Source organism: Rhodococcus sp. 114MFTsu3.1 (genome assembly GCF_000383555.1).
Lineage (GTDB): Bacteria > Actinomycetota > Actinomycetes > Mycobacteriales > Mycobacteriaceae > Rhodococcoides > Rhodococcoides fascians_E.
This window is the reverse complement of the sequence record NZ_KB911549.1, coordinates 202532-227125: the sequence shown is the minus strand read 5'-3', so window position 1 is coordinate 227125 and position 24594 is coordinate 202532. Positions and strand designations below refer to the sequence as shown.

Sequence of the window (24594 nt, the reverse complement as noted above, 5' to 3'; positions counted from 1 at the left end):
TGCGCCGTGCTATGTCGGTGCCATCACTTTCACGTTGACAGATTCCGGTACGGATCTGCCACACTGGGATTCTAGTGCACAGACGTACACTGAAGAAGTTCCTCGAACCGGGAGGCGAGATGGCAATTCAGCAGAAGTCTCGACAGTCAGGCATTCGCCGCAAGTTTTCGCTGCTTTCCCTGTTCGAGGCCATGGCAACGCCTCACGCCCTCGACCGTTACCTCGAGCTCGTCGACCCGATGACCACGGTAAGGGATCTTCGGGCAGAAGTGACGGATGTACACCGGTCCACTGCCGACACGGTCACCCTCACGTTGCGCCCGACGCACCAGTGGAGGGGCTTCGAGGCCGGCCAGTTCGTGCAGGTCGGCGTCGTCATCGACGGGGTGCGCCACACACGGTGCTACTCGCCTGCATGTTCGCAGTACCGCGCCGACGGTCTCATCGAACTGACCGTCAAGGCGCATCCGGAAGGCCTTGTCTCGCGATATCTTCACGCGAACGCGCAGGTGGGCCTCGTCGTCAGCCTGTCGCAGGCCGACGGCGTGTTTCACCTGCCGACGCCTCGTCCGGAATCGGTTCTACTGATCAGTGGCGGAAGCGGGATCACGCCCGTGTTGTCCATGTTGAGGTCGCTGCTGGACGAGGGGTACAGCGGCGACCTCACCTTCCTGCACTACGCCTACTCGGAAAAGGACGTCTCGTACCGCGCCGAGTTGGAGCAGATCGCAGCCGAGCACGATCGAGTCCGAATCGTCCTGGCGTACACGGACCAGACGAGTGGGGGAGACCTTCACGGGTTCTTCGGAACCGAGCACTTGAACGCCGTGGCACCGTGGTTCGCGGAGGCTCGGACGTTCCTGTGCGGTCCGCCGGGACTGATGCGGTCGGTCCGGGGCGTCTACGACGATCTCGGACTTGCCGACCGACTCCATTTCGAGGAGTTCGCCGCGCCGGCACCGACCGCCGACGCCGATGCAGACGGAGACGTCAACTTCTCCGGCAGTGACGTCGTCGCAACCAACTCGGGAAAGACCCTCCTCGAACAGGCGGAGGACGCGGGCCTGACGCCGTCCTACGGCTGCCGGATGGGCATCTGCTTCACCTGCACGTCGGTGAAGACCTCGGGATGCACCCGGAACGTCAAGACCGGGGAGACCGACACCGAACCGCACAAGAAGATCCAGATTTGTGTGTCGGTCCCTGTCGGTGACGTGGAAATCGAAATCTGACCGACCCGACCGACAATCTTCGACAACCGAAACGGAGAGTGTTTCAAATGTTCGGAATCCCACTGCCCTCACTGTCTTTGCCCTTCTTCGGATCCGCGGAGAAGCCCGAGGCGCTGCCACCGACGGTCCTGTCCTACGAGCAGGTCCAAGACCTCGGCCGCGAGCTCGACGAGCTCCGTGCTCGCACCGTCGCCAAGCTGGGCGAGGAGGATCGCGAATACATCTACAACATCGTCAAGACTCAACGCGGCCTCGAAATCGCCGGTCGGGCCATGATGTACCTGCCGTTCCTGCCTCCGGTGTGGCTCGCCGGAGTCGGCGCCCTCGGCGTCTCCAAGATCCTCGACAACATGGAGATCGGCCACAACGTCATGCACGGCCAGTACGACTGGATGCGTGAGCCCGGCTTCAACTCCGAAGTGTTCGAATGGGATACCGTCTGCCCGGCCGACCAGTGGAAGCATTCGCACAACTACATGCACCACACGTTCACCAACATCGTCGGCAAGGACCGCGACATCGGTTACGGAATCCTGCGGATGGACGAGGGCCAGAAGTGGAATCCGTACTACCTGGGCAACCCCGTCTATGCGTTCCTGCTGATGACGTTCTTCGAGTGGGGCGTCATGCTGCACGACCTCGAAGCGGAGAACATCGTCCAGGGCAAGCGCAAGTGGCACGACGTCAAGCCTTTGCTGCAGGGAATGTGGCGCAAGGCCGGTCGTCAGGTACTCAAGGACTACGTGATCTTTCCGGCGCTGTCCGGTCCCTTCTTCGTCACCACACTGGTGGGGAACGTCGGCGCCAACCTGATCCGCAACCTGTGGACCTACTCGATCATCTTCTGCGGACACTTCCCGACGGGGGTGCAGACCTTCACCGAGGACGAGACCGCAGACGAGTCGCGTGGCGAGTGGTACGTCCGTCAGATGCTCGGATCGGCGAACATCGAGGGATCGCCGCTGTTCCACATCATGTCCGGCAACCTGTCGCACCAGATCGAGCATCACCTGTTCCCGGATCTGCCTGCGCACCGCTACCCGGAGCTCGCCCCTGAAGTGAAGGCACTGTGCGGCAAATACGGCCTTCCGTACAACACCGGCGGTTTCTTCAAGCAGATCGGTACCGTGTGGGGCAAGATCTTCAAGCTCGCATTGCCGGATTCTCTGACCGGATCGAAGCCGACGGTCGGTGTTATCGTCGAGCGCAAGAAGGTCGCGGCCTGACGTGGCCGGCGCCAGCGGACCGAATACCGAATCAGGGGTGAACGTCGTGGTCGGCAAGTTCGAACGCAACAAGGACACCGTGCAGGAATTGACGGAGTCCGCGGCCACGCACGTCGGCCGGATCGCCGTCATCATCGCCGGGGCGGTGCGGGACGTGACCCGGGAGATCGGGGATCTCATCTCGGACGGCATCGAGATGCGGGAGGCTGCGAAGAAGGCCCGCGAGGACACTCCTGCAGGCAAAGTCATCAACGGCGAGTTCGAGAACAGGTAGCAACTCGGCCGCGGCGGCACAATCGACCGAGTCTCGGACGCCGGGTCGTTCGCCCTTCACCGGGGCGAGCGGCCCGGCTGTTCGCTGTCTCGGGTAGAACGTTCCGGAAAAAACAAACTTCAAGAATGTTTGCACCTCCATTTTCATACCTTCGGACCGCTCGATGAGTTACCGTTACTTCACGAACCACACAAGCGGTAGGAAAGGCGGCTCGACATGCGGTTGGACACTTCGTTCACGCATTCCCCCGGCACTGTTGTCACCGAGGTCCCTCGCGGACGGTCATCCGCGTTGGAAGGGCGCAGCGGTGCTGTCGTCGACCGTTGCCTTCGCGCCGGCCGGCTCCCGGCCCCTGCCGAGCTCGAACCTGTCCGTCGCGCCGCGGAAGACCTTGCGCGCGAGGGGGTGCCGCTACGGGACGCGCAGCGATTCGTCCACGCCGCGGCCACCGCTGGACTCAAAGGCAGTGTCGCCGAGGTCGATCGATCCGGCGTGGTCGACAACGCAGTGTTCATGATGCGAGTCCTCGAATCTCTCGGCAACGCAGTCTCGGCCGCGTACATGGAGTTCTGCCGTCAGGACCCAGGGTCCAACGGCGAGCGCGTTGCCCAATTGGTCGACCTGCTCGTCGCGGACGACCCCGAAGCCCGTGGGATTGCGGAACGTAACGGAATCGAGGTGGCCACGGAATACGACGTGATATTCGTACGGTTCGTCACCGCGGCGTCGGACGCCGATAGGCCGGGCGCCGCCAGGACCGACGTACGCTCCGTCGACAACGCGGCCTTGGCGGCGGCGGAAAGCACGATGGCTGCGGCCTCGGGCGTTCGCGGACCACTGCTGTCGCTGACCACGGGCGGGGGAGTCGTCCTCGTTCCGTCGTCGCCCGCAAGCGTCGTCGAGGATTGCCTGACCAGGCTCGCCGCGACTCTGCACGTCGATACCGTCGCGGCCACGGCACGGGGCACTCTCGGTTCGTTGAACGGCGTACTCGGACATTGCCGCGAGTTGGTGGATCTGGCCAGGTCGCTGCGCATGGAACCCCGTCTGTACCGGACGAGCGATCTTGCTCTGGAGTACCAGCTCTCGCGGCCGGGCCCCGGCCGTTCGCGGTTGCGTTCGGTGATCGCGCCTCTCGACGGCTTTCCGGAGTTGATGCATACCCTGAAGACCTTCGTCGGCAGCGAGGCCAACAGGCGCGCAAGTGCGAAACTGCTGTACGTACACCCCAATACGGTCGACTACCGCCTCAAGCGGATCGAGCAGCTGACCGGCGTGGACCCGCTCAGTTCCGCGGGCCTCATGTCGTTGCATGCTGCACTCGTCGTCGATTGTCTGTCGCGGGCAAACGAACCGGGCGGGGCCATGTCGGACATGGTTGCCGAGGCATCCTGATCCGCACCCGCACCGACGAGCGTCGTGCGCGGGGTCGATCGCCAGGGCGGTGCCGATTTCTCGGTCCGGCACCGCCAACGTGCGCCTGGCTCAGGCCACCAGGTAGGGGTACTCGGCGCTTCGGTGTTGGAAGGCGAGAATGTCCGGGTTGACCAGCGCGCCGTCGCGGATCTCGATGGATCGACGAATGGTCGCGTCGGCGTCCCAGCTGGTCGGTCCGCCCAGGACGGTGCCGATGTACGGCAGCAGCGACTCACTGATCTCCCAGGTCGCCGAGTCCCACAGGTAAGACGGGCTGTGGTCGACCGCGTAGTACCGAACGTTGTCGCCGACAGTGAACATGGGAGCGTCGAAGGACGTGGGGCGGGCCCACTCGAACCCCATTCCTTGGTCGCACGAGACATCGACTATCAACGTGCCCGGATCGATCGAGTCGAGATCCTCCGTGCGCAGGAACGTCAGCGGGGCATTCGTGTTCTGCAGTACGCAGTTGACGATGATGTCGTGGTCGCCGAGGAACTGCGACAACGGAATTCGGCCTTCGTCGGTCAATGCACGGCTGCGCCGTGGGTGTTCGCCGTCGAGATCGAAATTGACGATGCGTGCCGAGTGAATGGGCGAACCGACAGCAGTGACACCGCGCTGAGTGAGTACGTCGACCTCGTGCACGCCATGGGCGTTCAGAGCCGTCACCGCACCCCGCGCCGTCGCACCGAAGCCGATCACCGCCGCGCGTAACCGGCGCCCGTAGTCTCCGGTCGACCCGATCAACTGCAACGCGTGCAGCACCGAACAGTAACCGGCCAACTCGTTGTTCTTGTGGAACACGTGGAGATTGAACGAGCCCTCCGCGGACCAATGATTCATCGCTTCGAAGGCCACGAGCGTCAGCTTGCGGTCGATGGCCACCTGAGTGAGCTCGACATCCTGGACGCAATGCGGCCAACCCCACAGGATCTGACCTGGGCGAAGCGACTCCAGGTCCGACGCTTGCGGTTTCGGCAACAGAACGACATCGCACTCGGCGATCAGCTCCGTGCGCGAACGGATGCCTCCGGTCGACGCGGCGATGTGGTCGTCGGAGATCCCGAACGGAAGTCCATACCCCGCCTCGAAGAACATGCGGCGTCGTAGCTCGTCGGGAATGCGTTCGAGATGATGCGGATGAATCGGGAGGCGACGTTCGTTCGGCTTCGACGACCGAGACATGACGCCGAGGGTGAGCTGGTGCACGGTGGCCCCTTCGGTTGTGCTCAGTCAACCACACGTTCGGCAGTGCGCATTCGCACGTGATGCTGCCCGTAGGCACAGGATCGACCGGGCTCGCATCGGATTTCGGACCGAATTTCCGGTCGTACCCGTTGCCCTTCGTCGACCCGCCGACCGAGCAGGTAGACTGATCCACCGTGCTCGGACCCGTCCGGGCCACGCCTCCGTAGCTCAGGGGATAGAGCAAGGGCCTTCTAATCCCTTGGTCGCAGGTTCGAATCCTGCCGGGGGCACCGAGAACACGATCGACGATTCGTCGCCCGCTGCAACGGGCATAGTCGGTGGAACACGAACACCGTGGCGCTTCTACATCGCGAGCGCCCGGGTCCGTGCTCGGACGAGAGGATTCTGTCGATGAGAGATGTCCTCGACGAGGTGATCGCGCTCTGGCGTGCCGGGGTCACCGCAGGCGTCGGGACCGTGGTTCGCACGTTCGATTCCGCTCCGCGACCAGCGGGGGCGTCGATGGTCGTCGGACCGGACGGAACAGTCAGCGGCTCGGTGTCGGGTGGATGCGTCGAGGGCGCGGTGTACGAGGCCGCGACGGCTGTGATCGCATCGGACGCACCGGTCCTCGAGCGATACGGTGTCAGCGACGACGACGCGTTCGCGGTGGGGTTGACCTGTGGCGGCACCCTGGATGTGTTCATCGAGCCCATCTCGCGGACGACGTTCCCCGAACTGGGAGCCGTCGCCGACGCGATCGCTGCCGAGCGGCCGATCGCAGTCGCAACCATTGTCGGTCATCCGGATCCGGCTCGCCTCGGACGGCACCTGGTGATCGAGGAGAACGCATCGTCGGGCACGTTCGGAACCGACCGACTCGACGCAGCCGTGATCGACGACGTGCGTGGACTTCTGGCGTCCGGGCGCACGGAGACGCTGACGTACGGACCGGAGGGGGAACGTCTCGGCGTCGGTATGGAGGTCTTCGTGTCGAGCTACGCCCCCCGGCCGAGAATGCTCGTGTTCGGTGCCATCGACTTCGCGGCTGCCGTCGCCCAGCAGGGCGCGTTTCTGGGATATCGAGTGACGGTGTGCGACGCACGGGCACGGTTCGCCACGGCCCAGCGATTTCCGGCGGCGGCTGAGGTCGTCGTCGAGTGGCCGCATCGGTATCTCGCCGACCAGATTGCCGCTGGAAGAGTCGACGAACGCACCATCGTGTGTGTGTTGACCCACGATGCCAAATTCGACGTGCCGTTGCTCGAGGTCGCGTTACGTCGGCCACAGTTCGCGTTCGTCGGAGCGATGGGGTCCCGTCGTACCCACGACGATCGCGTCGCCAGGTTGCGTGACGCGGGGCTGACCGAGGCCGAACTGGCCCGGTTGTCCAGTCCGATCGGGCTCGACCTGGGGGCGCGTACTCCCCAGGAGACGGCGGTCTCCATCGCGGCCGAAATCGTTGCCAAGCGGTGGGGCGGCAGTGGCGCCCCTCTCGCCGGTGGAAGCGGACGGATTCATCACGATCTTCCGGTGGGCGAGGTCACACGATCTACGACGTAGCGTAGGACTTTCCGGCGCTCGCGCCTTCACCAGGCTCGAATCCGGCAGGGCGCCGGCTACGGGAGCACTCGACACCTCTTACTCTGGTTGTCATGGCAGCACCAGACGTCGAGACCGTCGAGACACCACCGGCCGAGTCTCCGGGGACCGCATCGACCTCCGTGTTCGTGACGGCGGGATTGATCGGTGCTGTCGTTGCAGCGCTCGTCATCAGTCTGTCCGCGTCGGACGCGCTCGTTCTCCTCGGTATTCCCGACCCCGGTCCGGCCACCACGTACGGGCTTCCCGCCATCCGTGCCATCGGCGAGATAGCGGCGTCCATCGCCATCGGTTCCTTCCTGCTCGCAGCATTCCTGGTGCCTCCGCAGAAGTCCGGAGTGCTCGATGTCGGCGGATACCGCGCCGTGCGCACCGGATCGGCTGCGGCGATCGTGTGGGCTGCGTGCGCACTGGTACTCGTCCCGCTGACCTTGTCGGACACGTCGGGTCAGCCGTTCACCGTCGCAATCCAACCCAGCAACCTGTGGGTTGCCCTCGATCAGGTGGAAATCGCCGGAGCCTGGCGTTGGACGGCGATTCTGGCCGTGGTGCTCGCGATCGTCTCGCGGGCGGTACTGCGGTGGTCGTGGACGCCGCTGCTTCTGCTCTTCGCGCTCGGTACGTTGATGCCCATCGCGCTGACCGGACACTCCTCGTCGGGAGGTTCGCACGACGTCGCCACCAACAGTCTGATCCTGCATCTCGTCGGTGCGACGCTGTGGGCCGGCGGCCTCTTCGCCGTTCTTGCTCACGCCCGACGCCGGGGCGCACACACCGACGTCGCGGCCAGGCGATTCTCGGCCGTGGCAACCGTCTGCTTCGTCGTGATGGCAGCCTCCGGTGTGATCAACGCTCTGGTTCGTGTGTCCGTCGGGGACCTGTTCACGACGCTCTACGGTCGGTTGATTCTGGCCAAGGTTCTCGCCCTGGTCGCGCTGGGATTCTTCGGGTGGATCCAGCGGCGCAGGTCACTACCTGCTCTCGCATCCGACCCGTCGTCCCGAAGTGCGCTGATCAGGTTCGCCGGGGGAGAAGTTCTCGTTCTCGCGGCCACGATCGGCCTCGCGGTCGGTCTGGGTCGGACTCCGCCGCCGTCGGACGTCGACCCCGATCTCTCGCTGTCCGAAGCAGCCCTCGGGTACGACCTCCCGGATCCGCCCACCTTCGCCCGGCTGATGTTCGATTGGCGGTTCGACCTCATCTTCGGAACGGCCTCGATCGTGCTGGCCGTCGTGTACCTGCTCGGTGTTCGGCGTCTCCGTCGACGAGGCGACGCATGGCCTGTCGGGCGGACGATCGCGTTCCTCCTCGGGTGCGCGACGATGCTCGTGGCCACGTCCTCCGGTGTCGGCAAGTACTCGCCGGCGACCTTCAGCGTGCACATGGGCGCACACATGGCGTTGTCGATGCTGGTGCCCGTTCTGCTCGCACTCGGCGGCGCCCTCACGCTCGCCCTGCGTGCATTGCCGGTAGCGGGCAAGGACGGTATTCCCGGTCCGCGTGAGTGGCTTCTGCAGGCGCTGCACAGCCCGGTCTCGCGATTCCTGACGCACCCCGTCGTCGCGGCGGTCCTGTTCGTCGGCGGCTTCTACGTGCTGTATCTCGGTGGCATCTTCGGTGCTGTGCTGGACAACCATTCGGCGCACCTGCTGATGAACGCGCACTTCATTCTCAGCGGTTACCTCTTCTACTGGGTCGTGATCGGTGTCGACCCGTCGCCGCGGCACATCGAACCCATCACCAAACTGGCCATGGTCTTCGGGTCGCTTCCCTTCCACGCCTTCTTCGGCGTCGCGTTGATGAGCATGAACACCGTCATGGGTGGCTGGTACTACCGCACGCTCGGCTTGGACTGGAACGGCGATCTCATGGGCGACCAGAAGTTGGGCGGTGGTATCGCCTGGGCCACGGGCGAGATTCCACTCGTCCTGGTGATGTTGGCCCTGCTCATTCAGTGGTCGCGCAGTGACGATCGCAACGCCAAGCGCTCGGACCGCGCCGCGGACCGCGACCACGACGCAGACCTGGCTGCACACAACGCAATGTTCGCCGAGCTGGCACGACGCGATCGGGACAACGGGCGGTAACTGCATTTCTCCGACAGGTCAGAGCGGATCGGCCGTGATCTTGGCGAGAATGCGCTGAAGATCGTGGCGCTCCGACGGGTCGAGGGTGTCGAACAACTCGACGGCCACCTTCGCGCGGGCCGCGTCGATGTCACGTAGTCGGACCCGGCCGGTGTCGGTGAGCGAGACGAGGACAGCCCGTCGGTCGGCCGGGTCGTTCTCCCTCGCCACCAGCTCGGCGGTTTCGAGTGAGTCGACGATGTCGGTGGCTGACCGGGCCACGATGCGCAGGTGATCCGCCAAGGCGCGCAGTCGCATCGGGCGCCCTTCTCGAGCCAGCACGTGCAGCGCACGGCTCTGTGACGGATTGAGTCCGAACGGTTCGAGCGCGCTCATGTGGGTATGGCGGATCCGCCGCGCGACGGCCATGAAGGAATCGGCCAGGTTCGGGGTGTCTCCCGTGTGCATGTCGACAGCATAGCCGCTTGATCGCAACCTCATAGTGAGGTAACCTCTCGTTTATGTTCGTCGACCCAGGAGGTCTTCTTGGTACGCAATCAATCGAAAGTCGCCGACCCGGCCCCGTGGGTAGGGTTCTGGCGCTGTTCCGTCCCTACCGCGCACGCATCGCACTCGTCACCTCGATCATCGTCGTCAGTGCCGTCGTCGCGCTCGCTTCACCACTGCTCCTTCGTGAACTGCTCGACCACGCCATCCCTGATCGCGACGTCACGCTCGTGACGCTGATCGCGCTGGGCATGATCGCAGTCGCCGTCGTCACCAACACCCTCGGCGTACTCCAGACCTGGATGTCCAACAGCGTCGGTCAGACGCTGATGCACGACCTTCGTGTCGCCGTCTACGGTCACCTGCAACGTCAATCTCTCGGCTTCTTCGCGCGCACCCGCACCGGCGAGGTGCAGTCCAGAATCGCCAACGACATCGGCGGAATGCAATCCGTGGTCACCAATACCGCCACGTCGATCGCCCAGAACGCCACGACGGTTGCAGCGACCGTCGTGGCGCTGTTCCTGCTCGACTGGCGGCTGGCGCTGTTCTCGCTGATCATCCTGCCGGTGTTCGTCCGCATCGCTCGAAAGATCGGCAACGAGAGACGAAAGATCTCGACGACTCGGCAGAAGCTGCTGAGCGAGCTGTCGGTTCAGATCGAGGAATCGCTGTCCGTCAGCGGCATCCTGCTCGGCAAGACGACGGGGTCGTCGGGCGTTCTCACGCAGCAATTCGCAGCGCGCTCCGACGAAGTCGCCGACGTCGAACTCAAAGCCATGATGGCCGGTAAGTGGCGCATGGCAAGCATGCAGATCAGCTTCGCCATCATGCCCGCGCTCGTCTACTGGTTCGCTGGAATCACCATCGGGAACGGCAGTGCGCTCACCGTCGGCACACTCGTCGCCTTCACGACCCTGCAAACTCAGCTGTTCAGGCCGACGATGCAGCTGCTGAGCACCGGCGTGGAAGTACAGAGTTCCCTGGCACTGTTCGGGCGCGTCTTCGAGTACCTGGACCTGCCGGTCGACATAGACGAACCGATCGCTCCGACCCTGCTCGCCCGAGAGGACGTGTCGGGGCACGTACGGTTCGAACACGTCGAGTTCTCCTACGCCGACGCCTCGCGGCCCGCGTTGTCCGACATCGACATCGACGTCCCCGCGGGCAGCACCCTGGCGCTCGTCGGATCGACGGGGTCCGGCAAGACCACGCTCGGATATCTCGCCGCGCGGCTGCACGACCCCACCCACGGCCGAATCACCATCGACGGCATCGACATCCGAGACCTGCCGACAGCTGTCGTCGCAGACCTGGTCGGCGTCGTGTCGCAGGAGACGTACCTGTTCCACGCCAGCATTCGAGACAACCTGCGGTTCGCGAAACCCGACGCAACCGACGCCGAGATCGAGCGCGCCGCACGTATCGCGCAGATTCACGATTTCGTCGTGGGCCTCGACGACGGATACGACACCGTAGTCGGGGAACGCGGCTACCGATTCTCAGGCGGCGAGAAGCAGCGTCTCGCGATCGCGCGCACGGTACTGCGGAACCCGCCGATCCTGGTACTCGACGAGGCGACCAGTGCGCTGGACAACTCGACCGAACGCGCCGTGCAAACCGCCCTCGACGAGCTGATGGTGGGGCGCACGACCATCATCGTCGCCCACCGGCTCTCGACGGTCCGGGCCGCCGACCGCATTGCCGTCCTCGACGGCGGACGCGTCGTCGAGATCGGTAACCACACCGAGCTCGTCGACAAGGGTGGTCGATACGCCGACCTGGTACACGCATCCGGCGATTCCGCGCACAACACCGTCTCGGAATCGGTCGCGGCGTGAACTTCTCGTGCCGAGGAGCTACCCTCGCGACACCGGCGAGAGAAGACCGACGATGTTCTTGACCGTCGTCGATCGAACTACCGCCGAGATCGAGGTGAAGAAGTCGCGATTTCTCGCAGTCGTGGCGCGGGCGGACACGGAGGACCGCGCACGAGCCGTGATCGCGGCCGCTCGACAATCGAACAGCGCTGCGCGGCATCACTGTTCGGCATTCGTCGTCGGCGACCTCCCCGGTAGCCGAATCGCGCGGGCCAGCGACGACGGTGAGCCCAGTGGTACCGCCGGAACACCGATCCTCGAGGTGTTGACCGGGCGCGAACTCACCAATGTGGTCGCCGTCGTCAGCAGAATCTACGGCGGAACGAAACTGGGCACCGGAGGGCTGGCGCGCGCGTACGCCGGGGCGGTCGTCGAAGCTCTGGCGACGGCCACGGTGCGTCGCAGGGTCCAAAGACGCCGTGTGAGAGTGGAACTCGATCACGCCGACGTCGGCAGGATCGAAGCCGACCTGCGTGCGCGAGGGATCGACATCGTGTCCGTCGACTATCTCTCCACGGCGGTGTTGACGCTCGCGGCAGCGGAGTACGGCATGATCGAAAGTGCCCTCGCGGGTTCCACCGCGGGCAGTGCCGAACCGGTACGACTCGGCACCGACTACGTCGACGCAGCCGTATAGCACGGCAACCCGACACCCCTCACCGCGAACCGGCGTTCGAGAGTCGGTTGTCCACAGGTACAGGCTCCATCCACAGATTTCGTTTCGGGGCACCGCAGGGTCGATTTTCGCGGCACAGTTCGACGTGGGTCGAGTGGTGCTCGGCCGAACACCGAAGCAAGGGGGACGAACATGTACGAGGCACAATGTGCGGTGGTGGGGACCGTGATCACCAACCCGGTCAAACGATCGACCGCATCCGGCGACGAAGTACTGAGCTTCCGGATGGCGAGCAACGCGCGCCGTCAGGATCGCGCGACGGGCGAATGGACCGACGGCGGGACGCTGTTCCTGACGGTGACCTGCTGGCGCAGGCTGGTCAAAGGCGTCGGAGGATCGCTCATGAAGGGCGATCCGGTCATCGCGTACGGCCAACTCAGAACGAACGAATACACGACGAGGGAAGGAATCGAACGGTCCGCGGTCGAAATGACGGCGAGCGCAATCGGACCCGACCTCGCCCGGTGCATCGTCAAGGTCGAACGAGCCAGGACCGTGATCGGTGGCGAGTCGGACGAACAGAGCGGGGCCACGGAATCGGGAGATCCCGGCGACCTCCGAGACAGCAGCGACACCGAGGAAGCGGACGGAGTTGAGATGGACGACGAGCCCGACTTCGACTCGTCGGACGCATCCGGAGGCGAGCGGACCGCCGCCGCTGTCTCGTAGGGGCCTTCCTGCGATGCGCGTGTCCGGACTCGATTCGAGGGTCGGTCGGGTCCGGACCTGCATCGCGGCTGGATACGGCCGTCGTCGGTCGCGCGAGTCGGTCCGCGACGGCGATGGTGTCGGTGAGCCCTCGGACCGATAAGCTGGCCCACATGGCGGAATTCATCTACACCATGAAGAAGGTGCGCAAGGCGCACGGCGACAAGGTCATCCTCGATGACGTCACGATGAGCTTCTATCCGGGAGCGAAGATCGGCGTCGTCGGCCCCAACGGCGCCGGCAAGTCCAGCATCCTGAAGATCATGGCCGGGATCGACCAGCCAGGAAACGGTGAGGCATTCCTCGCGCCAGGCGCGTCGGTCGGCATCCTCATGCAGGAGCCGGAGCTCGACGACGCCAAGACCGTTCGAGAGAACGTCGAAGACGGACTCGGCGACGTGATGGTCCAGCTCAAGCGGTACAACGAGATCGCCGAGCTCATGGCAACCGACTACTCCGACGAGCTCATGGAGGAGATGGGTGAGCTCCAGGAGAAGCTCGACCACGCGGACGCATGGGAGATCGACTCGCAGCTCGAGCAGGCGATGGACGCACTGCGTTGCCCGCCGCCGGAATCGCCCGTCACCAACCTCTCCGGAGGTGAGAAGCGTCGTGTCGCTCTGTGCCGTCTGCTCCTGAGCAAGCCGGACCTGCTGCTCCTCGACGAGCCGACCAACCACCTCGACGCAGAATCGGTGCTGTGGCTCGAGCAGCATCTCGCTGCCTACGCCGGCGCCATCCTCGCCGTCACTCACGACCGGTACTTCCTCGACCACGTCGCCCAGTGGATTGCCGAGGTCGACCGCGGCCACCTCTACCCGTACGAGGGCAACTACTCGACGTACCTGGAGAAGAAGGCAGAGCGCCTCGAAGTCGCGGGCAAGAAGGACCAGAAGCTCCAGAAGCGACTCAAGGACGAGCTCGCCTGGGTGCGCTCCGGCGCCAAGGCGCGTCAGGCCAAGAGCAAGTCGCGTCTCGCGCGCTACGACGAGATGGTCGCGGAGGCCGAGAAGACTCGCAAGCTCGACTTCGACGAAATTCAGATCCCCAACCCGCCGCGTCTGGGCGACGTCGTCGTCGAGGTCAAGAATCTCGACAAGGGCTTCGACGGTCGCGTGCTGATCAAGGACCTGTCCTTCACGCTCCCGCGTAACGGCATCGTCGGCGTCATCGGCCCCAACGGTGTCGGTAAGACGACGCTGTTCAAGACGATCGTCGGACTCGAGGAGCCGGACGGCGGCGAGGTCAAGATCGGGCAGACGGTCAAGCTCAGCTACGTCGACCAGAACCGATCCGGTATCGACCCCAAGAAGACGGTCTGGGAGACGGTCTCCGACGGCCTCGACTTCATCACCGTCGGCAACTCCGAGTTTCCGTCGCGCGCCTACATCAGCTCGTTCGGGTTCAAGGGCCACGATCAGCAGAAGCCGTCGGGCGTGCTGTCCGGTGGTGAGCGCAACCGTCTCAACTTGGCGATGACGCTCAAGCAGGGCGGAAACCTGATTCTGCTCGACGAGCCGACCAACGACCTGGACGTCGAGACTCTCGGTTCGCTCGAGAACGCGCTCGAAGAGTTCCCGGGCTGCGCGGTGGTCATCTCGCACGACCGGTGGTTCCTCGACCGGACGTGTACCCACATCCTCGCGTGGGAAGGCGGGTTCGGTGACAACGAAGCCGCGTGGTACTGGTACGAGGGCAACTTCGAGGGATACGAGGCCAACAAGGTCGAGCGCCTCGGACCCGATGCCGCTCGCCCGCACCGGGTGACGCACCGCAAGCTGACCCGCGACTAGCCGCGAGCTGTCCGGCCTGTTTCGCCTACCGACGAGTACGCGAAACAGGCCGGACCACACGCCCATCGAGTGACGCCTTCCCCTATAGGCTCGTCGTTACGACGAAGAAGGTCCTCACAAGGGAGTGGTTCAACACATGCCGAACTCGGCGGGTACGACGGACATCGACTGGACGAGCGAACTGCCGGGGGAGTTGGTCACATCCCTGTCGCAGGTGAAGGCGGCGTACTTCGCGCACGTCGACTCGGCCGATCAGGACGGATCGATCGAGCAGGCCGAACGAACGATGTTCCGGCGTCACGTGCTACTCGCTGCGCGGCGTACCGCGGGGACCGCGAACATCCGCCTGTATCGCCCCGGTGCCGACAACTCCGACGGGACGTCGGGTGCGGTAGGGCTCGCACTGCAGATCGTCACCGACGACATGCCGCTGCTCGTCGAGTCCGTGGTGTCGCAGCTGTCTCGGATCGGAGTCGAGGTCAGCGACGTCGTCCATCCCATCCTCGACGTCACACGCGACGGCGACGACAGGTTGCTGTCCGCCGGATCGAGCAACGGGCCCGGTTCGGACGGGACGATCCGCGAATCCTGGATGCATCTGCAACTCAATCCCGCGGTGCCCGACGACGTCGCGGACACGGTGGAAGGCGCTGTGGCCGCGGTCTTGACCGATGTCCGCGAGGTCATCGCGGACACCGACGGGATGCGCCGCGTGCAGAGCGAGATCGCGGACGCATTCGAGGCCGCCGCCGCCGATTCCACGGACTCTTCCGCTGTTCAGCAGCGAGATGCCGCCGGCCTGCTGCGTTGGCTCGCCGACGGTCACTACACGTTGCTCGGTTACCGTCGCTACTCGGCCGAGAAATCCTCCGACGGATCCCTGACCGCGGTACCGGTCGCGGACAGTGGTTTGGGTGTGTTGCGGGACGATCACCGAATCGCTTCCGATACAAGCTCTTTGGATGATCGTAGCGACATCGTCACCCTCGTTCAGGGTTCCAGCCCAGCGACGGTGCACCGTGCCGTCTATCCCTACTTCGTGACGCTGTTCGACCCGTCGAATCCGGAGCTGGGGGAACATCGCTTCGTCGGTGTGTTCACCGTGACCGCGTTGCACGAGAACGTTCTCGACATCCCGGTGATCGAGCGGCGCGTCCGTTCCGCTGTCGATCGCGCCGGGTACGACCTGCAATCGTTCTCGGGCCAGGCGATGCTGGAAGTTCTCCAGTCCATGCCGCGGTCGGAGCTGTTCGCCACCGATGCGCATTCCCTGTACGAAACGGCGACGGCCGTACTTGCCCTGGGACGTCGGCGCAAGGTGAAGGTGTTCCTGCGCGAAGACGCGGGCGGATCGTTCGTGTCCGCGCTGGTGTACCTGCCGCGTGATCGCTACACCACACGGGTGCGACTGGCGGTGCAGAAGTGCCTGCTCGACGAGTTGGCCGGGTCCGGTATCGACTACACCGCCCGCGTCACGGAATCCGACCTGGCACTGCTGCACGTCACGGTCCGCCGGGACGACGAGCAGGCGTCCGCGCTCGATCTCTCGCGGGACAACGTCGACCGGATCGAAGCTCTGCTCACCGAGACCATCCGAACCTGGGAAGACGCGCTGTCGGAGGCGGTCTCGCGTATCGACTCGGCGGATACCGTCGTTGCCTCGCGCTACGCGGACGCGTTGCCCGAGGCCTACAAGCAGGACTTCCGGCCCGAGCGTGCAGTCTTCGACATCGTTCGTTTCGAAGCCCTGTCCGACGGCGCCATCGACATGCAGCTCTACCGAAACGCCGACTCCGAGGTCGGTAGCTGGCGGTTCAGTCTCTACATCGGAGGCAGGGGAGTATCGCTCAGCCAGGTGCTGCCCGTGCTGCAGAGCCTCGGTGTCGAGGTCGACGACGAGCGTCCTTATCCGGTGGTCCGTCCCGACGGATTGCAGTGTTGGATATACGATTTCGGGGTGTCCGCATCGCGCGAGATGTTGAACGCGGCGATCGACGGCGATCTCGATTCGGAGTTGCAGGGTGCCGGTGCGACCGATCGCGAATCGAGGGTCCAGCTGCGCTTCACCGATGCCTTCACGGCCGTGTGGGAGGGTCGGGCGGAGGCCGACAGGTTCAACGAACTGGTCATGCGGGCGGCCCTCGACTGGCGTCAAGCGATGATCCTTCGGGCGTACGCGAAATATCTGCGCCAGGCCAATTTTCCGTACAGTCAGTTCAACATCGAGGGTGTCCTGCTGTCACACCCGCGGACCGCACGACTCCTGGTCGGGCTCTTCGAGGCGCAGTTCGACCCCGAGCGGGCGTCGGAATCCCGTTCCGAGGAACTGAGCGACGAGCTCCAGTCCTTGATCGACGAGGTCATCAGCCTCGACGCGGACCGGATTCTGCGATCGATCTTCGAGCTGGTCCGCGCGACGTTGCGCACCAACTTCTACGTGGTGGATGCGCACGGCACTCGGCGCGAGTTCCTCTCGATCAAGTTCGATCCGCAGAAGATCGCGGAACTGCCCAAGCCCAAGCCCACATTCGAGATCTTCGTCTATTCCCCTCGCGTCGAAGGTGTTCACCTTCGGTTCGGAGCCGTCGCCCGAGGCGGGTTGCGCTGGTCGGACCGTCGCGAGGATTTCCGCACCGAAATCCTTGGACTCGCCAAAGCTCAGATGGTCAAGAATGCGGTCATCGTTCCGGTGGGCGCGAAGGGCGGATTCGTCGTCAAGCGTCCGCCCGCGACCACCGGGGATGCTGCCGCTGATCGGACTGCGGCGCTGGACGAAGGCAAATCCTGCTACCGGTTGTTCATCGCCGGGCTACTGGACGTCACCGACAACCTCGACCGTGCAAGCGGATCGGTGATCCCACCCGACCGCGTCGTACGCCGAGACCGCGACGACACCTACCTCGTCGTCGCCGCGGACAAGGGAACTGCGACGTTCTCCGACCTCGCCAATTCCGTTGCCGCCGAGTACGACTTCTGGCTCGGCGACGCTTTCGCGTCCGGCGGCTCGGCAGGGTACGACCACAAGGCGATGGGAATCACGGCGAAGGGTGCGTGGGAGAGCGTCAAGCGGCACTTCCGTGAAATCGGCGTCGACACTCAAACCGAGGACTTCACCGTCGTCGGCGTCGGCGACATGAGCGGCGACGTGTTCGGAAACGGAATGCTGCTCAGCCGCCACATCGGGCTGTTGGCGGCGTTCGACCACCGGCACATCTTCCTCGATCCGAACCCGGACAGGGCGGCGTCGTTCGCCGAACGTGAGCGTCTGTTCGGACTCCCTCGTTCCTCCTGGGCGGACTACGATTCGGCATTGATCTCGCGGGGCGGCGGAGTGTGGGACAAGACCGTGAAATCCGTTCCGATCAGCCCCGAGGCGCGCGCGGCGTTGGGGCTGGGGGACACCGTGACGTCGTTGTCGCCCCCGGAGCTGGTTCGTGCCATCCTCACTGCTCCAGCCGACCTGCTGTGGAACGGCGGAATCGGTACCTACATCAAGGCGTCCACCGAATCGAACTCCGACGTCGGCGACAAATCGAACGACGCTGTCAGGGTGAACGGCAACGAGGTTCGGGCCACGGTCGTCGGCGAGGGCGGAAACCTCGGTGCGACGGCGCTCGGACGCATCGAGTACGACCTCGCAGGCGGACGGATCAACACCGACGCCGTGGACAACTCGGCGGGCGTCGACTGCTCCGATCACGAGGTCAACATCAAGATCCTCCTCGAGTCGGCTATCTCCGACGGTGTGCTGGACCGAGACGATCGCGACGAACTCCTCGCGTCGATGACGGACGAGGTCGGCCGACTGGTGCTGTGGGACAACTTCATGCAGAACGAACTGCTGGGGACCTCTCGGTTCGACGCGCCGTCGTTGCTCACCGTGCACCGACGGGTGATCGAGGACCTGGAGGAACGACGAGGGCTCGACCGCGAACTCGAAGCGTTGCCCAGCGAACAGGAGATCCGCACGCGGAAGTCGGAGGGCCGCGGACTTACCTCCCCTGAGCTCGCGACGTTGATGGCTCACGTGAAGCTGAGCCTGGAAAGTGATCTGTTGGCCAGCGAACTGCCGGACAGCGACGTGTTCGCCTCGCGGCTGCCGAAGTACTTCCCGGACGTTCTTCGCGAGCCCTACGCGAACGAGATCACCTCGCACCCACTGCGTAGGCAGTTGGTGGCGACCACGCTGACCAACGAGACCGTCGATCGGGGCGGCATCACCTTCGTCTACCGACTCGCCGAGGACGCAGGCGCAACGGGCACCGACGCCGTGCGTGCGTTCGCGGCTGCGACGGCGATCTTCGGTTTGGACGAGCTGTGGAACGACATCCGGACGGCGGGTATGCCGACGGCGTCGTCCGACGAGTTGTTGCTCGAATCCCGACGGGTACTCGACCGCGTCGCCCGGTGGTTGTTGACCAATCGACCGCAACCCCTTGCCGTCGGCGCCGAGATCAGCCGGTACGCAGGCAAAGTCGCATCCCTGAGTGCCGTCGTCGGCGAGTACATCGACACCTATCAGGCACGCGACGTCGAGGCCCGCGTGCAGGCAGCCGTCGAACGTGGTGCTCCGAGGGAGCTCGCGTCCGCGGTGTATCGACTGCTGGACAACTACAGTCTGCTCGACATCATCGACGTCGCGGACATCACCGAACACGACCCCGCCGAAGTCGCCGAGCTGTACTTCGCACTGGACGCGCACATCGGCATCGACTGGTTGCTGACATCGGTGTCCGGACTTGCCCGAGGGGATCGCTGGCATTCGTTGGCGCGGTTGGCGCTTCGCGACGACCTGTACTCCTCCCTACGGGCGATCACCAAAGAAGTTCTCCTGGGCGGCGAACCGCACGAAAGTGCCTCGGAGAAAATCGCGGAGTGGGAATCGACCAACTCGTCCCGCCTCGCACGTGCTCGCGCTGCGCTCCGCGAGATCTCGGACTCGGGAACCCTCGACCTCGCTACACTGTCCGTCGCTGCGCGGCAGGTGCGCAGTATGGTTCCGTAGCATTTTCTGCCCGTAGCGTGCCATCGACGAAAGAAGGACGACTGCTGTGAGTGTGCCCGCCGACCATCTGTCCGACCATCGAGAGCCGGAGGAACGCATCGGTTTTCATACCAGCGTGGATGTTCGCTGGTCGGACATGGACGTGTACCAGCACATCAACCATGCCCGCATGGTGACGTTGCTGGAGGAGGCGCGGATACCGTGGCTTCTCGTCGACGGACGACCGACGGCGAACCTGCGGCACGGCGCGGTCATCGCGGATCTGCACGTGAAGTACCGCGGTCAGCTTCGACACGAGGACGGCCCCCTGGACGTCTTCATGTGGATCGACAAGGTGCGGGCCGTGGATTTCGTGGCCGGTTACGAGGTGCGCGCCAACGGTGCGTCGCTGGACACTCCGGCGGCCATCATCGCGTCGACTCAGATTGCAGCATTCGACATCGACACTCAGAAGCTGCGACGCCTCACCGCTGAAGAGCGCGAGTATCTCGAGGGCTGGCAGCGTGTTTGAGCGTGTACTCACCATTCCGGACCCGGTCGAACGGGAGAATCTGACTGCGTTCCTCGGCAAGGCGCTGCGCCTCGACGAAGCTGCGGTGGTGCGCTTGAGGACGCGTACCGACGGGCGGCTGTCGGCCTGGGCATCGACGGGTTTCGACGCGCTCGCCGTGCGGGTCGTCGCCGGATCGATCGTTCCGGACGACACCTCGGCGGCAGCCGATCAGCTGATCGCGGCTCTCGGGTCGGCCGTCGACGGCAGAGTCGACCCGGGCTTCTCGATGGATTCGGCATGGAAGGGCGCGTTGCCTCCCGACCAGGGATTCGAGCATGTCGACGACGTACCTGCTCGGGTCTTGATCGACCTCGCTCAGCGCGGTGCTGCGCTGGCGAAGGAGCACGGGAGCAGCCACGGTCCGCCGGTGTCGCTGCTCGATCAGCAGGTCCTGCACGTCGACGGTGCCGCGGGCGGAGTGTCGGTCACGATGAGAACGGTATTCGCCCTCACGGCAATGGGTTTCGTGCCGCACACGGGGGAGGACCCGCTCAAGGCCGACGTCGACCTCGCGCGCATCGACTCGAACGAGATCGTGCGCGTGCGCGCCACCAAGGTGTGGCTACGCCTCGACGCGCGCTACGGCTCGGTCTTCTGCCGCCGAGAGAACGCGCTCTCCCTCACGGTGGAGCGCTGAAACGGCTCTAGACCAACCACGCTGCGGCGTCGGCGGGAAGTTGCCCGTCGACGAGAGGCGCGCTGGACATCAGGACCTCGCCCGGCGGGAGGGGGATCGGAACGTCGGTCGCGTTGAGGGCGCAGATCAGCCCGCCCGGTCGTCGGAACGCAAGGCATCCGGGTGGGCTGCCGTACCAATCCACTCCGGTTCCGGCGAATTCCGGCCGCAGTGCGCGGAGTTCGAAGGCCGACCGGTACAGGCTCAGCATGGAGTCGACGTCTTCGAGCTGTTCTTCCACCGTGAGCGACGACCATTCCGTGGGCATCGGCAGCCAGGTCGCCGGGGACGAACTGAACGCGAACGGCGGCTCGGTTCCTTCCCACGGGAGGGGAACACGGCATCCGTCTCGGCCACGCTCGGTGTGGCCGGAGCGCTCCCACACCGGGTCCTGCAAGGATTCGTCGGGCAGGTCGACGTTGGGAAGGCCCAGTTCGGCGCCGTTGTAGACGAACACCGTTCCTGGCAGCGCCAATTCGAGCAGAATCATCGCCCTGGCGCGGGCTGTGCCGCGGGCGCCTCCGCCGTAGCGAGTGACTTCGCGGACGACGTCGTGGTTGGACAGCGTCCACGTCGGGGTGCCGTCGACGAGGGCCACCGCGTCCAACGAGTTGGACACTGCGTTTCGAATGGCTGCTGCGTCGAACTCGGCTTCGGCCAGGCGGAAGTTGAAGCCGAGGTGCAGCTCGTCGGGGCGAATGTACTCACTGAACCTGACGTTGTCCTGCACCCAGATTTCACCGACCGTCGTCGAGCCCGGGTATTCGTCCATGATCTTTCGGATACCACGGTGTATCTCGTGCACGGCCGGATTGTTGAACCGTGGATCGGTGTCGTCGTTCTTCATGAGCTCGTTCGTTTCCAGGCTCATGTTCGGAAGGCCTTCGGGCTTGGCCATTCCGTGTGCGACGTCGATCCGGAAGCCGTCGACTCCCCGGTCCAACCAGAAGCGCAGCGTCGTGGCCAAGTCCTCGAAAACCTCGGGGTTGGTCCAGTCGAGATCGGGTTGTTCGGCCGCGAAGATGTGCAGATACCACTGTCCCGGCGTTCCGTCGGCTTCGCGAATGCGGGTCCATGCGGGGCCGCCGAAGATACTCGGCCAGTTGTTCGGCGGCTCGGAGCCGTCGGGTCCCTTGCCGTCGCGGAAGATGTAGCGGGCTCGTTCCGGACTTCCGGGAGCCGAGTCGAGCGCTGCGACGAACCACGGATGTCGGTCGCTCGTGTGGTTGGGCACCAGGTCCATGGTGACCTTGATGTCGCGCGCGTGTGCCTCTTCGATCAGCGAATCCATCACCGCGAGGTCACCGAACAGGGGGTCGATCACTCTCGGGTCGGACACGTCGTACCCGTGGTCCGCCATCGGTGACTTCATGATCGGGCTCAGCCAGATCGCGTCGATTCCGAGTAGTTCGAGGTAGCCGAGCTTGTCCCGAACGCCGCCGAGATCACCGACGCCGTCGCCGTTGGAATCGGCGAACGAACGCGGGTAGATCTGATAGAAGATCGCGTCCTTCCACCACGGTTCGGGCTGAGGTTCGAGTCGATCGGTCACAACGGTCAAGTCTGCCAAACGCGGACGCTCGACCTCGATCAGGGACCGGGTTGATCTTCGTCACCTCGTAAGGCTGGGGGCTCACGACCGGCCAAGATGCGGGCTCACGCCCGGCCAAGATGCGGGCTCACGCCCGGGCGGACGTGCGAGCGACGCTCAGGAAGGCATACCGTTTCCCCGGTTTCTCTCCCGAAAACAGCCGCTTTGTCCGATTGATGAGGTACCGTACCCGTCGAACCGGAACGAGGAGCACGAGGAATCACATGGCCGAGCAGTCGATCGAAGCAGTCCGTTTGAGTGAAGTGCTTCTGCAGGACAGTCCCATCGATCCGGACTGGATCCTCGAGGGCGAACCCCGCGCCCGCGTGGCCGAGTGGTCACGCAGCATCGACGGGACGACCACCACCAACGTGTGGGACTGCACGGCCGGTCGCTTCCGCTGGTACTTCTCGGTCGACGAGATCGTGCACATCATGGACGGCTCGGTGACGGTCTCGTCCGACGACCATCCTGAACGCACGCTGGTGGCCGGCGATGCGGCGCTGTTCCGCGCCGGCACCTGGTCCGAGTGGCACGTCCAGGACTACGTCCGCAAGCACGCAATTCTTCGCCAGCATCTTCCCGGCTCGCTCCTGCTCGCCCTGAAGTTCGCCGGCAACGTGCGTGGCGCACTCCGACGGGCGAAGGGACTCGGGCGCAGCGCCGCCCAGCCGACGACCGCGCAGCGCGAGGGATCTGCGCCTCGTCTGTGAGGACCGGTTCCTAGAACGACGAGTTGACCATGGAGTTGGCTGCCATCTCCATGTAGTCGACCAACTGTGCCCGGTGCGTGGCGTCGAGGACGGAATCGTCTATCGACGCGATGGCACTGTGCATGCACCGCAGCCATGCGTCCCGTTCGATCGGGCCGATGTGGAACGGCGAGTGCCGCATGCGGAGGCGAGGGTGCCCGCGTTCGTCCGAGTAGGTGCGCGGTCCTCCCCAGTACTGTTCGAGAAACATTCGCATGCGTCGCTCCGCAGGCCCCAGGTCTTCCTCGGGGTAGAGCGGTCGCACGACGTCGTCCTTCGCCACTTCCTCGTAGAACTTGGCCGTCAGCTTGTAGAACGTGTCCGCACCACCGACCGCGTCGTAGAAGGTCTGTTGCGGTTCGGTCATCGGTGCTTCTCTCCAGTCGTTCGAGGTCGGGCGGGGTGCGGCCGGGTGGTGCCTACTTTGCCAGGTCGACGATCGCGCCGGCCGGTCGGCCTTGCGGGTACGGGGCCTGAATTCCGGCGTCGTCGAAGGCCTGGAGAATCTCGCGGTGGAGCCGTCGCTGCACCGCCCACTGCATCCCGGGCCTGGTCTTGACGGTGATGCGGATGGTGACCGTGTCGGCGCTCACGGCGTTGACGCCGAGCATCTCGGGATCCCCGAGCAAATCCTCCGCGAACGCTCCCGATTCGACGACGTCGAGCGTCGCCTTCTCGGCCACCTCGCAGGCCTCGTCGAGATTGGCAGTGTGCGCGACGGGCAGGTCGAGAACCGCCACCGCGAAACCTTGACTCATGTTGCCCACGCGAAGGACCTCGCCGTTGCGGCAGTACCAGACGGTGCCGTTGACGTCGCGGATCGTCGTCACGCGCAGTCCGACGCTTTCGACCGTGCCCACTGCTTCGCCGAGATCGACGACATCACCGACGCCGTACTGGTCTTCGAGCAGCATGAAGATTCCGGAGAGGAAGTCGCGGACGAGATTCTGCGCACCGAAGCCGAGCGCCACTCCGACGATGCCCGCGGAGGCGATGAACGGGGTGACGTTCACTCCGACCACGTCGAGCACGGACAGTACGAACCACGTCAGAATGACGACGGACACGCCGGACTTGAGGACCGAGCCGATGGTCTTGGCGCGTTGGCGACGGCGTTCGGAGAGGATCGAGCTCTGCAGCGTCGACGGTGCACGCTCGCGCAGTGGTCGAAGAAGCGCAGGCGCCTTGTCCGACGCCGATCCGCTGCGACTGGTGAAACGGTCGATCAGTTTGTGCAGTACGAGTCGGAGGACCACCGCGAGCGCAAGGTAGCCGAGAACCTGTAAAGGTCTGTCCACCAGCCAGTCTCGACCGGTTTCGGTCAGTTCGAAGGCACGTGTGTCGAGAGACGAGCCCGTCAGGTAGGTCGATGAGTTCGATTCGAATACAGACACTTGCAGAGTCTACGGAAGGCGCGGATTCTCGCCACCGTGCTGGTAGCGGACC

19 protein-coding genes and 1 tRNA gene are annotated in these 24594 nt (G+C 64.7%); 15 read left to right on the top strand and 5 right to left on the bottom strand.

What is annotated here, in order from left to right; all coding sequences use genetic code 11:
- Positions 1–119 precede the first annotated feature (119 nt).
- From H292_RS0113095 to H292_RS0113080, 4 genes are all read left to right on the top strand, one after another.
- Positions 120–1232: a ferredoxin reductase gene (locus H292_RS0113095; protein WP_027498800.1), complete on the top strand. Its 1113-nt coding sequence runs from the start codon at positions 120–122 to the stop codon at positions 1230–1232.
- 47 nt (positions 1233–1279) lie between these two features.
- Positions 1280–2458 (top strand): fatty acid desaturase family protein, encoded by a 1179-nt coding sequence (locus tag H292_RS0113090; protein WP_019664781.1) that lies wholly within the window; start codon positions 1280–1282, stop codon positions 2456–2458.
- 46 nt (positions 2459–2504) lie between these two features.
- Positions 2505–2732 carry a hypothetical protein gene (locus H292_RS27135; protein ID WP_033190614.1) on the top strand — a complete coding sequence of 76 codons (228 nt, stop codon included), beginning with the start codon at positions 2505–2507 and terminating at the stop codon, positions 2730–2732.
- A gap of 216 nt (positions 2733–2948) precedes the next feature.
- The gene (locus H292_RS0113080) at positions 2949–4127 is read left to right on the top strand and encodes a PucR family transcriptional regulator (RefSeq protein ID WP_020111699.1); all 1179 of its coding nucleotides are present in this window, start codon (positions 2949–2951) and stop codon (positions 4125–4127) included.
- 90 nt (positions 4128–4217) lie between these two features.
- On the opposite strand, the gene H292_RS0113075 is transcribed toward H292_RS0113080, so the two are convergent.
- Positions 4218–5336 carry a N(5)-(carboxyethyl)ornithine synthase gene (locus tag H292_RS0113075; RefSeq protein ID WP_051127759.1) on the bottom strand — a complete coding sequence of 373 codons (1119 nt, stop codon included), beginning with the start codon at positions 5334–5336 and terminating at the stop codon, positions 4218–4220.
- A gap of 220 nt (positions 5337–5556) precedes the next feature.
- On the opposite strand from H292_RS0113075, the gene H292_RS0113065 reads away from it, so the two are divergent.
- The 3 genes from H292_RS0113065 to H292_RS0113055 all read left to right on the top strand — a co-directional run bounded on the left by H292_RS0113065 (position 5557) and on the right by H292_RS0113055 (position 9028).
- A tRNA-Arg gene (locus tag H292_RS0113065) sits at positions 5557–5629 on the top strand.
- Positions 5630–5750: 121 nt separating this feature from the next.
- Entirely contained in the window at positions 5751–6902 is a 1152-nt protein-coding gene (locus H292_RS0113060; RefSeq protein WP_037142065.1) for an XdhC family protein, read from the top strand.
- Between the two features lie 92 nt (positions 6903–6994).
- Positions 6995–9028, top strand: coding sequence for a cytochrome c oxidase assembly protein (locus tag H292_RS0113055; RefSeq protein WP_020111696.1), 2034 nt, complete (start codon positions 6995–6997; stop codon positions 9026–9028).
- An 18-nt stretch (positions 9029–9046) separates the two neighbouring features.
- On the opposite strand, the gene H292_RS0113050 is transcribed toward H292_RS0113055, so the two are convergent.
- Complete coding sequence (locus H292_RS0113050; protein WP_020111695.1) at positions 9047–9475, bottom strand: MarR family winged helix-turn-helix transcriptional regulator; 429 nt, start codon at positions 9473–9475, stop codon at positions 9047–9049.
- A 116-nt stretch (positions 9476–9591) separates the two neighbouring features.
- On the opposite strand from H292_RS0113050, the gene H292_RS0113045 reads away from it, so the two are divergent.
- The 7 genes from H292_RS0113045 (at position 9592) to H292_RS0113010 (ending at position 20766) form a co-directional block, all read left to right on the top strand.
- Positions 9592–11355, top strand: coding sequence for an ABC transporter ATP-binding protein (locus tag H292_RS0113045; protein ID WP_020111694.1), 1764 nt, complete (start codon positions 9592–9594; stop codon positions 11353–11355).
- Positions 11356–11407: 52 nt separating this feature from the next.
- A complete protein-coding gene (locus H292_RS0113040) occupies positions 11408–12031 on the top strand; it encodes an IMPACT family protein (protein ID WP_020111693.1) in 624 nt (207 codons plus the stop codon).
- A 171-nt stretch (positions 12032–12202) separates the two neighbouring features.
- Positions 12203–12739 (top strand): single-stranded DNA-binding protein, encoded by a 537-nt coding sequence (gene ssb / locus H292_RS0113035; RefSeq protein ID WP_020111692.1) that lies wholly within the window; start codon positions 12203–12205, stop codon positions 12737–12739.
- 152 nt (positions 12740–12891) lie between these two features.
- Positions 12892–14571 carry an energy-dependent translational throttle protein EttA gene (ettA, locus tag H292_RS0113025; protein WP_019664769.1) on the top strand — a complete coding sequence of 560 codons (1680 nt, stop codon included), beginning with the start codon at positions 12892–12894 and terminating at the stop codon, positions 14569–14571.
- 136 nt (positions 14572–14707) lie between these two features.
- Positions 14708–19576 carry an NAD-glutamate dehydrogenase gene (locus H292_RS0113020; protein ID WP_020111690.1) on the top strand — a complete coding sequence of 1623 codons (4869 nt, stop codon included), beginning with the start codon at positions 14708–14710 and terminating at the stop codon, positions 19574–19576.
- Positions 19577–19622: 46 nt separating this feature from the next.
- Complete coding sequence (locus H292_RS0113015; RefSeq protein ID WP_020111689.1) at positions 19623–20087, top strand: acyl-CoA thioesterase; 465 nt, start codon at positions 19623–19625, stop codon at positions 20085–20087.
- Positions 20080–20766, top strand: coding sequence for a hypothetical protein (locus H292_RS0113010; protein ID WP_020111688.1), 687 nt, complete (start codon positions 20080–20082; stop codon positions 20764–20766). The genes H292_RS0113015 and H292_RS0113010 overlap by 8 nt, the downstream gene beginning before the upstream one ends.
- A 7-nt stretch (positions 20767–20773) precedes the next feature.
- Here the strand turns inward: H292_RS0113010 and H292_RS0113005 are convergent, their stop codons facing one another.
- On the bottom strand, positions 20774–22357 hold the full coding sequence (locus H292_RS0113005) for a glycoside hydrolase family 13 protein (RefSeq protein ID WP_020111687.1): 1584 nt from the start codon (positions 22355–22357) through the stop codon (positions 20774–20776).
- 263 nt (positions 22358–22620) lie between these two features.
- Between H292_RS0113005 and H292_RS0113000 the strand changes: the two genes are divergently transcribed.
- Positions 22621–23109, top strand: coding sequence for a cupin domain-containing protein (locus tag H292_RS0113000; protein WP_019664764.1), 489 nt, complete (start codon positions 22621–22623; stop codon positions 23107–23109).
- A gap of 10 nt (positions 23110–23119) precedes the next feature.
- Here H292_RS0113000 and H292_RS0112995 read toward each other — a convergent pair whose 3' ends face one another.
- Positions 23120–23515, bottom strand: coding sequence for a globin (locus tag H292_RS0112995; protein WP_019664763.1), 396 nt, complete (start codon positions 23513–23515; stop codon positions 23120–23122).
- 52 nt (positions 23516–23567) lie between these two features.
- On the bottom strand, positions 23568–24542 hold the full coding sequence (locus tag H292_RS0112990; protein WP_020111686.1) for a mechanosensitive ion channel family protein: 975 nt from the start codon (positions 24540–24542) through the stop codon (positions 23568–23570).
- Between the last annotated feature and the right edge of the window lie 52 nt (positions 24543–24594).

Coding starts and splice junctions, on each gene's coding strand:
- H292_RS0113095 (WP_027498800.1), top strand. CDS start 120: ATGGCAATTCAGCAGAAGTCTCGACAGTCAGGCATTCGCCGCAAGTTT.
- H292_RS0113090 (WP_019664781.1), top strand. CDS start 1,280: ATGTTCGGAATCCCACTGCCCTCACTGTCTTTGCCCTTCTTCGGATCC.
- H292_RS0113080 (WP_020111699.1), top strand. CDS start 2,949: ATGCGGTTGGACACTTCGTTCACGCATTCCCCCGGCACTGTTGTCACC.
- H292_RS0113075 (WP_051127759.1), bottom strand. CDS start 5,336: ATGTCTCGGTCGTCGAAGCCGAACGAACGTCGCCTCCCGATTCATCCG.
- H292_RS0113060 (WP_037142065.1), top strand. CDS start 5,751: ATGAGAGATGTCCTCGACGAGGTGATCGCGCTCTGGCGTGCCGGGGTC.
- H292_RS0113055 (WP_020111696.1), top strand. CDS start 6,995: ATGGCAGCACCAGACGTCGAGACCGTCGAGACACCACCGGCCGAGTCT.
- H292_RS0113050 (WP_020111695.1), bottom strand. CDS start 9,475: ATGCACACGGGAGACACCCCGAACCTGGCCGATTCCTTCATGGCCGTC.
- H292_RS0113040 (WP_020111693.1), top strand. CDS start 11,408: ATGTTCTTGACCGTCGTCGATCGAACTACCGCCGAGATCGAGGTGAAG.
- ssb (WP_020111692.1), top strand. CDS start 12,203: ATGTACGAGGCACAATGTGCGGTGGTGGGGACCGTGATCACCAACCCG.
- ettA (WP_019664769.1), top strand. CDS start 12,892: ATGGCGGAATTCATCTACACCATGAAGAAGGTGCGCAAGGCGCACGGC.
- H292_RS0113020 (WP_020111690.1), top strand. CDS start 14,708: ATGCCGAACTCGGCGGGTACGACGGACATCGACTGGACGAGCGAACTG.
- H292_RS0113000 (WP_019664764.1), top strand. CDS start 22,621: ATGGCCGAGCAGTCGATCGAAGCAGTCCGTTTGAGTGAAGTGCTTCTG.
- H292_RS0112995 (WP_019664763.1), bottom strand. CDS start 23,515: ATGACCGAACCGCAACAGACCTTCTACGACGCGGTCGGTGGTGCGGAC.